14 protein-coding genes are annotated in these 14,769 nt (G+C 61.2%); 7 read left to right on the forward strand and 7 right to left on the reverse strand.

Going from position 1 to position 14,769, the window contains the following annotated elements; all coding sequences use genetic code 11:
• Positions 1–35 precede the first annotated feature (35 nt).
• From FEZ59_RS08525 to FEZ59_RS08535, 3 genes are read left to right on the forward strand one after another with little or no spacing between them, the layout of a single operon-like run.
• Positions 36–497 carry a MarR family transcriptional regulator gene (locus FEZ59_RS08525; protein WP_003940568.1) on the forward strand — a complete coding sequence of 154 codons (462 nt, stop codon included), beginning with the start codon at positions 36–38 and terminating at the stop codon, positions 495–497.
• Positions 494–922, forward strand: a complete 429-nt coding sequence (locus FEZ59_RS08530) for an organic hydroperoxide resistance protein (protein ID WP_003939720.1) — start codon at positions 494–496, stop codon at positions 920–922. Before FEZ59_RS08525 ends, FEZ59_RS08530 begins: the two co-directional genes overlap by 4 nt.
• Positions 919–1,926 carry a zinc-binding dehydrogenase gene (locus FEZ59_RS08535; protein ID WP_019745038.1) on the forward strand — a complete coding sequence of 336 codons (1,008 nt, stop codon included), beginning with the start codon at positions 919–921 and terminating at the stop codon, positions 1,924–1,926. Before FEZ59_RS08530 ends, FEZ59_RS08535 begins: the two co-directional genes overlap by 4 nt.
• Positions 1,927–2,004: 78 nt before the next feature.
• On the opposite strand, the gene FEZ59_RS08540 is transcribed toward FEZ59_RS08535, so the two are convergent.
• From FEZ59_RS08540 to FEZ59_RS08555, 4 genes are all read right to left on the reverse strand, one after another.
• Positions 2,005–2,880, reverse strand: a complete 876-nt coding sequence (locus FEZ59_RS08540; protein WP_020970568.1) for an oxidoreductase — start codon at positions 2,878–2,880, stop codon at positions 2,005–2,007.
• A gap of 51 nt (positions 2,881–2,931) precedes the next feature.
• Positions 2,932–3,888, reverse strand: a complete 957-nt coding sequence (yidC, locus tag FEZ59_RS08545; RefSeq protein WP_020908879.1) for a membrane protein insertase YidC — start codon at positions 3,886–3,888, stop codon at positions 2,932–2,934.
• Positions 3,889–4,001: 113 nt separating this feature from the next.
• Positions 4,002–4,307 (reverse strand): DUF6412 domain-containing protein, encoded by a 306-nt coding sequence (locus FEZ59_RS08550; protein WP_021345368.1) that lies wholly within the window; start codon positions 4,305–4,307, stop codon positions 4,002–4,004.
• 34 nt (positions 4,308–4,341) lie between these two features.
• Entirely contained in the window at positions 4,342–5,238 is an 897-nt protein-coding gene (locus FEZ59_RS08555) for a LysR family transcriptional regulator (RefSeq protein WP_021332143.1), read from the reverse strand.
• 203 nt (positions 5,239–5,441) lie between these two features.
• Here FEZ59_RS08555 and FEZ59_RS08560 point away from each other — a divergent pair, with 203 nt between their 5' ends.
• A complete protein-coding gene (locus FEZ59_RS08560; RefSeq protein WP_346343224.1) occupies positions 5,442–6,908 on the forward strand; it encodes an MFS transporter in 1,467 nt (488 codons plus the stop codon).
• On the opposite strand, the gene FEZ59_RS08565 is transcribed toward FEZ59_RS08560, so the two are convergent.
• Positions 6,850–7,740: an alpha/beta fold hydrolase gene (locus FEZ59_RS08565; RefSeq protein WP_167548958.1), complete on the reverse strand. Its 891-nt coding sequence runs from the start codon at positions 7,738–7,740 to the stop codon at positions 6,850–6,852. The genes FEZ59_RS08560 and FEZ59_RS08565 overlap by 59 nt on opposite strands.
• Positions 7,741–8,039: 299 nt before the next feature.
• Between FEZ59_RS08565 and FEZ59_RS08570 the strand changes: the two genes are divergently transcribed.
• Together FEZ59_RS08570 and FEZ59_RS08575 are read left to right on the forward strand one after the other, a co-directional pair.
• Positions 8,040–8,579, forward strand: coding sequence for a C40 family peptidase (locus tag FEZ59_RS08570; protein ID WP_021332140.1), 540 nt, complete (start codon positions 8,040–8,042; stop codon positions 8,577–8,579).
• 190 nt (positions 8,580–8,769) lie between these two features.
• Positions 8,770–9,006: a hypothetical protein gene (locus tag FEZ59_RS08575; RefSeq protein ID WP_020970572.1), complete on the forward strand. Its 237-nt coding sequence runs from the start codon at positions 8,770–8,772 to the stop codon at positions 9,004–9,006.
• Here the strand turns inward: FEZ59_RS08575 and FEZ59_RS08580 are convergent.
• Positions 8,981–11,341: a LuxR C-terminal-related transcriptional regulator gene (locus FEZ59_RS08580; protein ID WP_031330863.1), complete on the reverse strand. Its 2,361-nt coding sequence runs from the start codon at positions 11,339–11,341 to the stop codon at positions 8,981–8,983. The genes FEZ59_RS08575 and FEZ59_RS08580 overlap by 26 nt on opposite strands.
• An 88-nt stretch (positions 11,342–11,429) precedes the next feature.
• Positions 11,430–13,763 carry a LuxR C-terminal-related transcriptional regulator gene (locus FEZ59_RS08585; RefSeq protein ID WP_070795780.1) on the reverse strand — a complete coding sequence of 778 codons (2,334 nt, stop codon included), beginning with the start codon at positions 13,761–13,763 and terminating at the stop codon, positions 11,430–11,432.
• 197 nt (positions 13,764–13,960) lie between these two features.
• Between FEZ59_RS08585 and FEZ59_RS08590 the strand changes: the two genes are divergently transcribed.
• Positions 13,961–14,686, forward strand: coding sequence for a GntR family transcriptional regulator (locus FEZ59_RS08590; protein ID WP_020908886.1), 726 nt, complete (start codon positions 13,961–13,963; stop codon positions 14,684–14,686).
• The last annotated feature ends 83 nt before the right edge of the window (positions 14,687–14,769 follow it).

Consider the following 14,769-nt stretch of genomic DNA (forward strand, 5'->3'; position numbering starts at 1 on the left):
TGTGCACAACTTAACTGTGCGCTACAGTTGTTCTCGTGACCAACCCACTCGCTCTCGAACGCCAGGTCTGCTTCGCCCTCTATTCGGCGTCGCGGGCCACTACGGCCGCGTACCGGGCAATGCTCGACGACCTGGGAATCACGTATCCCCAGTACCTCGTCCTGTTGACACTCTGGGAACGAGACGGCCGGGGCGTGCGTGAGATCTGTGAGGCACTCGATCTCGATACCGGAACCCTGTCGCCGCTGCTCAAGAGGCTGGAGGGTCTGGGATTCATCGAACGCCGACGCCTCACCACGGACGAGCGTCGCGTCGAGATTCACCTGACCGAGGCGGGTTCCACCTTGCGCAGCAAGGCCGAGGACATCCCGGCCAAGCTCGCAGGCGCCACTGGTCTGAGTAACGACGAACTCACAGAACTTCGAGACGTTCTCACTCGTCTCGGTGAGTCACTTCAAGCATCCAATGCCCACTCCGACGGAAAGAAGAAGTCATGAACATCGTCTACACCGCAGAAGCACTTGCCACCGGCGAAGGCCGCAACGGTCACGCTCGCACTTCGGACGGACGCCTCGATCTCGGCCTCGCCATTCCCAAGGAAATGGGTGGCAGTGGCGAAGGCACCAACCCCGAGCAGCTCTTTGCCGCCGGATACGCAGCATGCTTCCACTCCGCTCTGCAGATGGTCGCCCGCGCCGAGAAGGCCAACGTGGCTGATTCCGCAGTCGGCGCGCGGGTCGGCATCGGCCCCAACGGTGCAGGAGGCTTCGGACTCGCTGTGACGCTGGAGGTTTCACTCCCCCATCTGCCCCATGATCAGGCCGTCGAGTTGACGGAGAAGGCGCACCAGGTGTGCCCGTACTCCAATGCAACTCGCGGCAACATCGAGGTCACCCTCGAAGTAAGTAAGGACGACGAATGAGCACCACCACTGTCAGCCGGGAAATCCGTCTCGCTTCACGCCCGAACGGTTGGCCCACCTCGGAGAACTTCGCCACCGCCGAAGTAGAACTCCCCGAACTCGAAGACGGCCAGATCCTGGTCCGCAACATCGCCATCTCCGTCGACCCGTACATGCGCGGCCGAATGAACGACGTGAAGTCCTACCTTCCGCCGTTCCAGGTCGGTGCGCCGCTCGACGGTGGTGCTGTCGGCGAGGTCGTCGAATCCAAGTCGGCTGATCGCGCTGTGGGCGACGTTGTCGTCCACGGCCTCGGATGGCGTGAATACGCCATCCTCGACGGATCCGCAGTGACTCCGGCCGACACGTCCATCGCGCCGGCGACGGCCTACCTGGGTGCCCTCGGCATGACTGGCCTCACCGCGTATGCCGGCCTCACCGCGGTTGCGGAGTTCAAGGAAGGCGATACCGTATTCGTCTCCGGCGCAGCCGGTGCCGTCGGATCGCTCGTCGGTCAGATCGCCAAGTTGCTCGGAGCGAAGCGAGTAATCGGTAGCGCCGGTTCACCGGCGAAGGTTGCCCGACTTCTCGAACTCGGATTCGATGCGGCATTCGACTACCACGACGGCCCGATCACCGAACTGCTCGCCGCTGCCGCCCCTGACGGCATCGACGTGTACTTCGACAACGTCGGTGGCGAGCATCTCGAAGCCGCCATCGATGCCATGAACCAGGGTGGCCGGATTGCCCTGTGCGGAGCCATCGCTCAGTACAACACCACCGAGAAGCCCACCGCTCCCCACAACCTGGCACTGGTGATCGGCAAGCAGCTCACACTGCGCGGATTCCTCGTGGGCGGCTACCGTCACCTCGGTGGCGAATTCCGCACCCACATGGCAGGGTGGCTCGCCGACAACAAGATTCAGTGGGACGAGACCATCGTCGAAGGCCTGGAGAATGCACCGCAAGCGTTCATCGACCTGATGCGCGGCGCAAACACCGGCAAGATGGTTGTCACGCTGTAACCCGAACAACATCTGGCTCGCACGAATATGAAGGTGGCCGCGAACTTCTCGAAGTTCGCGGCCACCTTCATATCTGAATCAGATCCCGAACGAGACTCCGGTCAACTTCTCCGACAGTGTCCATAAACCCGAGGCTGTCTTCGAATCGTGTGACTTCTTGTTCGACCCCACGACCTTCGGATAACCTCGCTGCTCGAACGGACCGTCCGGTCCGATGTAACTGCCGCCGAAGGCATCCGGCGCGGTTGCCGCCCACAGTTCGGGAAGGGCACCCATCTCCGCGGACTGCGCGAAGATCGAATTGCCGATTCCCATCAGCTTGTCCTGGATCGACTCGGTGTGACCCTGCAGGTTCGTCGACGCGTATCCCGGATGCGAAGCAAGCGCTTTGAGCGAAGATCCCGAGGCCGCAAGCCTGCGTTGAAGTTCGTACGTGAACAACAAATTGGCAAGCTTGGACTGCCCGTAGGCCAACCAGCGGTTGTACTTCCGACGCTCGAAATTGAGATCGTCCAGATCGACAGTTCCGAGCTGATGCAGGGCACTGGACATCGTCACGACACGGTCGGTGAGCTTGTCCTTCAGCAATCCGGTCAACGCGAAGTGCCCGAGATGGTTTGTGCCGATCTGCATTTCGAATCCATCGACAGTCCGGCGAAACGGAACCGCCATCACGCCGGCGTTGTTCACCAGGACGTCGACCTTCTCCGTTGCGTCGGCAAAGGCTCGTACCGACGACAGATCCGAGAGGTCCAATTTGCGGACAACCGCGTTGGGTCCGATCTCGGCGGCCACGGCATCGGCCTTCGTGGTGTCACGACAGGCGAGGACGACGTCGGCCCCGGCTTTGCCAAGCGCCCGTGCGACTACCTCACCCAGTCCGCTGTTCGCCCCCGTGACGACAAATGTGCGGCCGGTCTGATCGACTACGTCTTCTGCGGTCCATTTGGTCATGCATTCCAGCGTACGTGCCTTACCCGCCGGTAGGGAGGGGTCGCTTTTCTGTCATCGCTTGCGTTTGGCGCGGATCGGCTTTGCACCCGGCAGCGGCGGTGCTGCAGCCACCCTGGGCGACGGGGGCGCAGTCACTCCGGGTGTCGGCGACGATTCAGCTTCCTTCTGCTCCGCCGCGATCCGGCCGTAGACCAAATGCTGTTGTCCCAGCGTCCAGCAGTTGTTACTCACGAAATACAGCAGGATCGCCACGGGCGCGAAAGCACCGAAAGCGATCACACCCACCGGAAACACCCACAATGCGAGCTTGTTCATGATCGCTGTTTGAGGGTTGACGGTTCCGGTGTCCACTTGGCGCGCGATGGACGCCCGCGACGTGAAATGTGTAGCGACGGCGGCGAAGATCATCAGCGGTACGGCAACCAGAATGATGGAGATACGGCTGACGTCGCCGAACGCTTCCAGTTGCGCTGCCGGACTCGAAATCATGGCGGACAACGGCGCGCCGAACAGTTTGGCGTCGAGAAACGACTGCACGTCCGAGGCACTGAAGAAGTAGTTGGCCGTATTCGCGTTGTCCGCCACCGACATCGGTTCGGTCGGGCTCAGAAACGGGACGTGCGATGCCGCTCCAGTCCGATTGAACGATCGCAGGACGTGATAAAGGCCGATGAACACCGGTGCCTGAACGAGCATCGGCAGACAGCCGAGCAACGGACTGTAGTTGTGTTCCTTCTGCAGCTTGGCCATCTCGACAGTGAGTTTCTGCCGGTCACCCGAATACTTCTTCTGCAACGCCTTGATCTGAGGTTGCAGCTTCTGCATCACCAGTTGGGTGCGGACCTGCTTGACGAAGGGTTTGAACAGCAAAGCCTTGAGCGTGAAGACCAGAAATACGACCGACAACGCCCATACGACGCCGTTGTCGGGTGATCCGGAGATCAGTGAAAAGACCTTGTGCCAGAACCAGAGGATTCCGGACACGGGGTAGTAGACAAAATCGAGCATGACGAATGAACCTCACCGAGAGGCACGCTCACAGGAGATGAGAGCGCGGGAATGGTCGTGGACGCAAGACGTCTGACCGACCTACGACGAGTTCACACCCGCCGACGGCCGATCTACAGACCGATTCCCGGAGCTCGAGGCTGTGGACGGCCGGGCGCGTCCGGGCTGCTCTGCCTGCGGAAAGCGCCACGCAGGCAGCGTTCGTCATCAGAGGGGCCAGTGGCCGAAACCGTGCACAGCTGCAGAAGTTCGTACTTCGACGACGTTGCGAGGGCTGCGACCACGAAGACGGCAATCGCAGTTCCCAGCACCGCGGCGCTACCCGACGATCCAAGCGGAGGCACGGCGAGAAGAGCGATGAACGGCAGCAGAAGCAGCAACAGTGACCGTGTCACCGTTCCCGTGCTCCGCTGTTGCATGACTGCGAGAGTACAGAACATCTGCCGAATCCAGCTAGACGCTTGCCTCACGTACTTGTTCGCGCAGCCATTTGTGTGCTGGATCGTGGTCCAGCCGACCGTGCCACTGTTGGTGGATGGTGACGGCCGGTAGTTCGGTCGGCACCGCAAACCAGGCGACATCGAGGCGAGCGGCAAAGTATCGGGCAAGCCTTTCCGGCACCAGTGCAACGAGATCGCTGTCGGCCGCCATGAGCGCCGCCGCAACGGGCGAGGCAACCACCGCGATCACCCGCCGGCGCATGCCGACTGCGGACAACGCGTCGTCGATCGGTCCGTGTGTCCGGCCACGTCTGGATGTCGAGACATGTGGATGCTCACACAACTGCGCGAGTGTCGGCTGAGCCGTGCGGGCCAACGGCGACGACTTCGATACCAAGCCCACATGACCCTCTCGGTAGAGAATCTCACTGCACACATCAGAGGACGGCAACGGATCAGCGCCGATATCGAGATCGATCGAACCGTTCCGCAGCGAGTCGACGTCCTCGTTTCCCTCTCCGACACAACGGATTACAGCGTTCGGCGCTTCCGCCGCGAAACGCCTGACCAGAGCCGGGGTGAGGCTGGCCGCCGTGCCCTCGTTGATTCGGATCACGAAAGTCCGCTCGAGCTCTGCTGGTTCGAAGTTCTTGCGGTCGATCAACAGGCCTTGCGCCCCTTCCAGGAGCGATCGGACCTGAGGTGCTGCACGCAACGCAAAGGGCGTCGGTACCAACCCACGCCCGGCACGAACAAAGATCGGGTCACCCATCGCACGCCGGAGACGCCCCAAAGCCCTACTGGTTGCCGGTATCGACAAGTTCAATCGCTCGGCCGCGCCGGTGACACTGCCCTCCGCTACCAGAGCGTCGAACACTCTCAAAAGATTGAGGTCCATATCCATCGCCATAGTTGCACCATACGCAACTATCTACTGCAATCTTTGCAGTAGACGCACGTTACCGAGATCCCTACTGTCGTTTCAGTAGCCGAATTGGCTGTCGATCAACAACTCCCGCAATAGAACAAATTTCCGCAAAGAGGTGCGTCTTGTCCACATATACTTCGATACCGACGGAGGGTCGGGCGAACTCGGACGCGCGACAAGGATTGGTGCTCGCAACGTTGTGCGCGGTCACCGTCCTCGTTATTGCGTTCGTCGCGGCCATCAAACTGGCAGTTCCGCTCCTGACGTCCGGTTCTCTGCATCCTTCCTCGACGCAGCTTCTATGGATCGTCGATTCCTACGTCACGGTCTTCGCCTGTCTGGTGATCCCCTGCGGGGCACTCGGTGATCGCTTCGGACGCAAAGGGGTGCTGACCATCGGGTTGATCCTCTTCGCAGCAGGCGCCGCCGTGTCCGCGAGTTCCCCCACAGTGGCGGTGATGCTGATCGGCCGCTGCGTCACCGGAGTCGGAGCCGCCTGTGTTCTGTCGAACAGCCTCGCAATCCTCATGCACGCGACTCCCCCACAGAAGCGTCCTCGCGCAATTGCCATTTGGGCATCGTCGACCGGATTCGGCGGCGTGGCAGGGAATGTCGGTGGTGGCGCGCTTCTGCAGACCGGGTCCTGGCGCTGGTTGTTCGTCGCCGTCGTACCCATCGCGTTGGCAGGTGCTGCCGCAGTCGCCAACCTTGCTCCTCGCACCCCTCGAAATCACCGCGGTCTCGACCCCGTCGGAACCGTCTTGCTGACGGCGGCGACGTTCGGGTTGCTGGTCGGCGTCATCGAAGGACCCGAAAGTGGTTGGGGCAGTACCACGGTGATCACAGCGTTCGTCGCGTCGGCGTCGCTTTATGCGGCATGGATCATCGTCGAACTCCGCGTCGAGCAACCCTTGCTGGATCCGCGGTTGTTCCGCCTTCCTCTGCTTCGCGCGGGATGCCTGGGAATGACCGTCGCGTTCTTCGGTCTGTTCGCACTGTTCTACGTCAACGCATCATTTCTGCAGTACGCCAAGGGATTCAGCGTTCTCACCACCGGCCTGGCGGTGATACCGCTGACCATTCCACTGCTGTTCGGTGCTCGCTTCGTGCCGCTGATCTCGGCTCGTCTGGGTTCCACCATCACCGTGGCGGCAGCATTCGCGTTCATCGGGGTCGGCATGTTCGGGCTGTCGACCAGCACAGCCCACACTCCCTATATCGCCTACGCGTTGTGGCTCGTCGTCATCGGCATCGGCGCGGCAGCCGCGCTCCCCGTATTGACTCACGACATCGCGGACTCGCTGCCCCTCGAACAGGCAGGCGTCGGTTCAGGACTGCAGGCGACGGCACGAGAATTCGGCAGCGCCTTGGGCGTCGCCGTCATCGGCACCATCTTGACCAGCCGTTTCATCAGCGCATTGCCCGACTCGATGCGCAATGGAGACGGCGCCGCGCCGCGCACGGTCGCAGACGGACTCGAGATGGCCGACACTCCCCTCGCTCACGACGCCGTCCTGAGTGCCTTCACCACCGGCGCGGACAGCGCCGTGCGCGTCATCGCGGTCATCACCCTGATCGCCGGCTGCCTGGTCACTACGCAATCCGCGTGGTCGAACAGAACGCGAACGAAGGAGACAGAACAGGCGCACTGACAGCGCGTCCGGCCAGTGATTCCGTCAGCACCTGGCCGAACAATTCCGCATCGTCGATAAGCCAATTGTGATTGCCAGGAACCTCGCGAACCTCGGGATCACCCAAGGCGGCGCAGACAGCATGAAAACTCGTTCGCGGAATCACATGATCATCAGCTCCCCACAACACGACAACAGGCATCGCGCGGACTGCGATCTCTTCGAGTGCATCGATGAGATCCGCAGTCCGCGCGAGGTTGCCCGTTTGCCACACTCCACGGGCGTTGCGAAGCGCGTTGAACGCGAACTCGTCGAGTCGAAACTGCGGGATTCTGCGAGCGTGTACCGACTCGGCAGCCTCGACCATCGCCGACCCACACCAGTTCCACCACGGACGTTCACGAATCGGGCGCTCCTGACCACCAGCACTCGACCACACGCCACCACCAACCGAGTTCACCAGAACCAAGCGCGAGACTCGCGTGGGGAAGTCCCGCGCCACTGCTGTCGCTACACCGCCGCCGAACGAATGCCCGACGACGGTCACCGGACCGGTAACTCCGGCCGCGTCGAGAAACCGCGTCACCCACGCCGCATAACCTTCGAAGTTGCGATCGGCTCGGTCTAGTTCAGCCGTACCGCCAAGTCCCGGAAGCGCAGGCGCAATCACCCTGGATCCCCGGTGAACGACGGCAGCAAGCGCAGATCCATAGGCGCGAGGGGACAACCCCCAACCGTGCAGAAACAGCACTGTCTCGCCGTGCCCACCGACGCCGAAGTCGACAGGTCGAGAATCGACCACGGCGGTGCGCCACTCGATGAATGCATCGGTTCGACTTGCGGAGACAATCATGATCAAATCCCAGTTCAGGTGAGGTTTTTCTCCGGGTGAAGTATCGAACTCGATGTTGCCGCGCACGCACCGGCGCGGCGACGACCGTAGTACCTGCATCGGTACCTACTTCTTTCTTCTGCCACTTCGCGAGACGTCACGATTGCCGACACGCCACTCGAAAACAGGTATGCATCCCGTCCAACTGACCGGCGCGAACACGTCGAGGCGAAACCAGGCTGTGTGTCACAAGCCGAAGCCCGATCACGCCCAGCCGGATACCTGCTTCGGGACGCACCGACGCGAAGGCAACACGAGAAATGTCGCACCACCGATTCACCAGCCCCAGCACGACGAAGAACGCACTCGGAAGGGCGCTTGTCATCGGCGCTCTTTCACTGACAACCCTTGCCGTCAGTATCGACACCGCGAACGCTCAGGCCCCCTTGCTTCCGGACTGGAACACCGCCGGAGTTTCCGTCGTCACGAATCCGGCGAAAGTGTCAGCTTTCGCTTCCTCGGATGGAGGCCGCGCATTGGCAGCCGCAGAGTCCAAGATCGGCGCACCGTACGTCTGGGGCGCGACCGGACCGGACTCGTTCGACTGCTCCGGCCTCGTTCAATGGGCCTATGCACAAGCGGGCGTTTCAATTCCGCGAACTACCTACGACCAGGCGGTCGGCGGAGCTCCGATTTCCCGGGACGATCTCCAGCCAGGTGACGTAGTCCTGTACTACGGCGGGGAACATGTGGGGATCTATGCCGGAGGCGGTGAGGTCCTTCACGCCCCGACGTCCGGGGAGTCGGTCAAACGCGCACCCGTGGACTCGATGCCATACTATCTCGCCCGGCGCTACTGACATGTATCACGTCAACTTGACAAAAAGTCTTGTATCGCAACGATATTCGGACCGTTCATCACGATCCGAATGCTTGACACTCCCCCAATGCGCGGAATGTGATGCCATCCTCTCCCCCGCGAGCGCGGTCTGCACCAGGTGTCGCGGAGCGCGGTTGGACGTAACGCGGTGTTGCGGAGACGGCACTGTCGTGTCCTGGCGAACGGTTCACGGCGACCCCACGACCGTTCTCGCCATCGTCGAATTGGACGAGGGGCCGTGGCTGTACACGTTGCTCACGGAATCCCCGCGCGCGGATGCGTCCGGACCGCTGCGAGTATTGTTTCAACGGCGAGAATTAGGTAAGCGGTACCCGGTGTTCTGCCTGTGCGGCGACGATCGGGGAGAACTGCAATCGGACTTCAGTTCCGATCTGCTGAACCATTGACCTCGCGCGAGTCACGCTCCTGCGCAGTCGATACCACCCACGCCGCGATCTGCGCTCTGGAGGTGAAACCCAATTTCGTCAGCACGTGCTCCACGTGCCCCTGTGCTGTGCGTGGCGAAATGACGAGGTGCTCTGCGACAGCGCGGTTGGTGAGGCCAAGAGCAACCAGTTCCGCAACTTGCTGCTCACGACGGGTGAGTCGAATCGCCTCGGTCGACGATGTGTCCGGGACTCTGCGATGCTCGTCGAGCGCGTACGCGACAGCTTCACCCTCGGTCATCACAATTCCCCGGTGAAACTCCTTGTCGAAAGCACTCTTACCCAATGCCTTTTGAGCATCGTTTGCCGCCTTGTCATGGTGGGGTGACAAGATCGGAAGCCCCGCGAGCCGACTCCCGACCTTCTGCCAGTACATCGCCGCAGCGCCGAGCAGAACCGCCGATTGCTTCCAATCACGTTGCGCTGCAGCAATCCACGCCAACTGTTCGATACACCACGCCGAGTTCATTGAAGCGGCCGTGGCCCGCAGACTTCGCGCCAAATGGTCACGTGCGCGCTCGAGGTCACCTCGAAACCAGTCCACAAGCCCTAGATTGCTAAGCGCCGACGCCTGATACATCACTTCGTGCGGCGGTCCGGTGATGGCAAGGGACTCGTCGAAACACTCCACCGACCGCTCCAGCGCGCCGGTAAAGATGCAAGCGAGCCCGAGGGTAATCAAGCCGGCCACTTTGTGCTCCAGATTCTCAGCTGATTGGAAAAGCGATACGGCAGCCTCCAACTTCCTGGCGGCAGTGTCGAATTCGCCGTTGAACGTGTCGACATATCCGTCCGCCCATCCAGCCAGGCCTCGAGAGCGTACATCTCCCACGACCTCGGCAAGGCGCCAACTCTCCGCTACCTGTCCGCGCGCCCGGACGAGGTCACCCTGCATCCCATGCGCTACGGCGTCGATACACAGAATTTCCACGCGATAAGTGTCCGGCTCCCCATCGGAAGCTCTCAGGGTTCGATCCGCCCAGTGCCGCGCCGAAGCGATCCGACCGCCGAGAACCCAGAATCGGTACAGCGCCGCGACCATTCGCGTCGCTGATCGCGTCTGACCCGGCGTCGAGATCGAAAACTCCAGCGCGTCGTAGACGTTGTGCAGTTCACGACCCAGCCGTGCGATCCACGCAGCTTGCTGGTCGCTGATCCACTCGGCTTCCGCACGAACGACCAGCGCTTCGAACCAATCACGGTGGCGCCATCGAAGTTCCACGTAGTCGTTCGAGATCTCGGCCTTCTCACGTCCGTACTCCCGCAGGAGGTCGAGCAGGTGATAGCGAACAGTGCCATCAATCTCCTCACGAATGAGGATCGACTTCTCGACCAACGCGGTGACGAGATCGAGCACTTCCGTCGAACTCGATTCCTGCCCGCACACTCCCTCGGCAGCGTCAAGCTCGAACCCGCCGGAAAACACTGTCAGCCGACCCCACAGCTGCTGCTCCGGAGGTGAGCACAAGTCGTAACTCCAATCGATCGACAACCGCAGGGTCTGCTGACGACTGGGAACATCACGCCCACCAGAAGTCAACAGGCTGTAACGATCCGAGAGCCGATCCATGATCTGCTCCGCCGACATAGATCGCAGCCGAGCAGCAGCCAACTCGATCGGCAACGGCAATCCGTCCAGATCGTGGCAGATACGGGCAACGGCATTCCGGTTCCCTTCGGTCAACACGAAACCCGGCACCACAGTCGCAGCTCTTTCTGCGAACAACAAAACAGACTCGTACCGAGCCAGCCCGTCGAAAGCGCGCGGCCCCCGCAGTTCCGGCGTAGTGAGAGAAGGAACCCGCATCACCACCTCACCGCCCACACCCAGAGACTCTCGCGACGTCGCCAGAATCTTCACACCGGCACACCGACGCAAGATCGCCCCGGCAAGCCGGGCAACCGAATCCACCAGGTGTTCACAGTTGTCGAACACCAACAGCAGACTCCGATCGGCGCAAAAGTCGATCAAAGCGCGCAGCGGATCAGACGACGAAACCGGCCGCACCCCCAAAGTCACGGCGACATAATCCGCGAGCAGATCCGGATCCGACAACTCCCCCAACTCCACCAACCAGGTACCGTCGCTGAACACCCGCTGCAGCGCACCCGCAAGCCGAATCGCGAGACGTGTCTTGCCCACGCCCCCGACGCCGGTCAGCGTCAACAAACGGGACGACTCGAACAATCTTCTGGCATCGGCCAACTCACGCCGCCGACCGACAAAACTCGTCAACTCCAACGGCAAGTTACCGACAACCCGATGATCGGCTTCTGCACGCACAGCGGATGCCATCGACCGACTCGCTTTCTGCGATTCCACTCCAAAACCAACGCTACCCCCGCGAACTGCACCCGAGAAGCGCTCACCACTGCCTGCGATCTCAGCCTCGGGAGTCGGTCTCCTGCTCGGTCGACACGAACCACGCCGCGATCTGCGCTCTGGAGGTGAAACCCAATTTGGTCAGCACATGCTCCACATGACCCTGAGCCGTGCGAAGCGAGATCACGAGATGTTCCGCGATAGCGCGATTGGTCAGGCCCCGCGCAACGAGTTCCGCAACTTGCTGCTCACGACGAGTCAGGTGAGGTGCCTCCGTTGACGATGAACCCGGAACACTGCGACGCTCGTCGAGCGCATACGCAACAGCTTCACCCTCGGACATCACAAATCCGTTGCGAAACGACTTGTCGAAAGCACTCTTACCCATAGCCCTACGAGCAGTCTCTGCCGCAGTGTCGTGATGAGGCGACAAACCCGGCAGGCCCGCCAGACGACCCCCGACCTTCTGCCAATACATGGCTGCCGCGCCGAGCAGAACCGCGGAATTCTTCCAATCACGTTGCGCTGCAGCAATCCACGCCAGTGGTTCGATACACCACGCCGAGTTCATCGGGGCATCGAGAATTCTCAGACTCCGCGTCAAATAATCACGTGCGTCATCTAATTCACCTCGGAGCCAGCCCACCAGCCCGAGGGTTCCCAACGCAAAAGCCTGGAACATCACTTCGTTGGCGGGCACGGTGATCGCGAGAGTCTCTTCGTTGCACTCCACCGAGCGATCGAGGGCCCCGGAAAGAAAGTACGCAATCCCCAGGGTGTCCAGGCCGATCACCACATGCAGCAGATTTTCGTCCAATCGAAACAACGTCAACGCGGATTCCAACTTGGCCGTTGCGGTATCGAAGTTGCCTCTGAAGGTATCGACGTATCCGTCACCCCATGCCGCCAGACCGCGTGAGCGTACGTCCGCCAAGGCATTCGCCAGGAGCCAACTCTCGTCGACCAGCGCTTGTGCCCGTTCGAGCTCCCCCTGCATCGCGTGATTCACAGCGTCGATGGCCAAGACATCAACGCGGAACGGGTCGAGCTCCCGATCCTCTGTATTCAGAGCTCGATCCGTCCAATACCGTGCCTGCACAAGCAATCCACCAGAAAGCCAGAATCTGTACAACGCACCGACCATTCGCGTTGCAGATCGCGCCTCTCCGGTAGTGGAAATCGAAAACTCCAGCGCGTCGTAAACGTTGTGCTGTTCGCGACCCAGCCTTGCGATCCACGCCGCTTGCCGGTCACTGATCCACTCGGATTCCGCACGAACGACCAGCGCTTCGAACCAATCACGGTGGCGCCGTCGAAGTTCCACGTAGTCGTTCGAGAACTCGGCCTTCTCACGTCCGTACTCCCGCAGGAGGTCGAGCAGGTGATAGCGAACAGTGCCGTCGATCTCCTCACGAATGAGGATCGACTTCTCGACCAACGCAGTGACGAGATCGAGCACTTCCGTCGAACTCGAATCCTGCCCGCACACTCCCTCGGCAGCGTCCAGCTCGAACCCGCCGGAAAACACGGTCAGCCGACCCCACAGCTGCTGCTCCGGAGGCGAGCACAAGTCGTAACTCCAATCGATCGACAATCGGAGAGTCTGCTGACGACTCGGTACGTCGCGTCCACCGGAAGTCAACAGGCGGTAACGATCCGAGAGCCGATCCATGATCTGCTCCGCCGACATACCGCGCAGGCGAGCGGCCGCCAACTCGATCGGAAGCGGGAGTCCATCCAGGTCGTGACAGATATGAGCAACGGCGCGCTTGTTCTCCTCAGTGAGGGTGAAACCGGGGACGACTGAAGCCGCGCGCTCGGTGAACAACGACACGGATTCGTACTGGGCAAGTCCCTCGAATTCGCGCGGCTGTTGCTGCGGCGTGGTGAGCGAGGGAACGCGCATCGTCACCTCACCGCCCATTCCCAGCGATTCTCTGCTCGTCGCCAAGATCTTGACACCGGCACATCGCCGTAGGATCGCACCGGCAAACAGAGCGACGGCATCGACCAGATGTTCGCAGTTGTCGAGTACCAACAGCAGACTGCGATCGGAGCAGTAGTCGATCACAGTGTGCAGCGGGTCCGACGAGGACACCGGCCGCACCCCCAAAATCACGGCGACGTAATCCTCGAGGAGTTCTGGATCCGTCTGCTCCCCCAACTCCACCAACCACGCGCCGTCTCGGAACACCCGCTGGAGCGCACTCGCAAGCCGGATCGCGAGCCGCGTCTTGCCGACACCTCCGATACCGGTGAGCGTCAATAAACGGGACGACTCGAACAATCTTCTGGCTTCGGCCAACTCACGCCGTCGGCCGACAAAACTCGTCAGCTCCAAGGGCAAGTTGCCGACAACTCGCTGGTCGGCTTCTGATCGCACAACGGATGCCATCGACCGACTCGCTTTCTGCCAACCACTACAAATCAACGCTACCCCCGCGTTCGTCGCCCTGAGCAGCGCTCACTTGTGCTTCGTCATCGCAGTCGAAATGACGGCCCCTCACGCATGCGATTCACGACGGCCATGCCGGTGTCACGCGCCCGAAACAACGGATTTCTACCCTGGCAGCGACGAGAAGGGAGACCGACATGCCACCGCGCCGTAGATCGGTACTACTGACGCAACTGGTAATCGATGCTCCCGGCAGTCCACAACAAACGATCCTCGACGAACTGCGCCGAGTGATTCTGTCGGGTTCGGCGCCTCCGGGTACCCCGATCCCCCTCGGCGACGTGGCTGATGTGTTCGGGGTCAGCCGAATACCAGTGCGGGAATCGCTGAAGACCCTGGTCGGAGAGTCGTTGGTCGACCACCGCCACCAATTCGGCTACACCGTTGCTCAGTTGACGCCGGCAGAACTGCGCGAGATGTACATCGTCCGCGAAACTCTCGAATCAGCTGCATTGGCCGTCGCCGTCGAGCAGGCCACCGAAGAGGATCACGAACACGCCGTCGAGGTGAATTCCCGTCTGGAGATCGCGTTGCGCTACGACGACTCTCAGTCCTATCACTGTGAGAGCCGAAACTTTCACCTCGCACTGACCCGACCGTCGCAAATGCTTCGACTTCTGCACATGTTCGAAGCTGCCTGGAACATCACCGAACCGGTACAGCCGATGGTCCATGTTGCCGGCGTCGATCGCCAGGTTCTGCACTCCGATCACACCGCGATGCTGGACGCATTCCTGCGTCGGGACGCAGCCGCTCTTCTGAGTGCTTCCGAAATCCATCATCGCCGACTCAACACCGTGATCGCGACTCTGCCGACAGACACCGGCCTACTGGCCGAGAAAGATATACCGATTGCGCAATAGCTGTGCAACACAGCGTCGATACCTTTCTCTCAACACAGTTTTCATCACTGACGCTGAGAGCTCGTGCACTGTCCGCTGATTTC

The organism is Rhodococcus sp. MS13 (genome assembly GCF_013277835.1).
GTDB lineage: Bacteria > Actinomycetota > Actinomycetes > Mycobacteriales > Mycobacteriaceae > Rhodococcus_F > Rhodococcus_F erythropolis.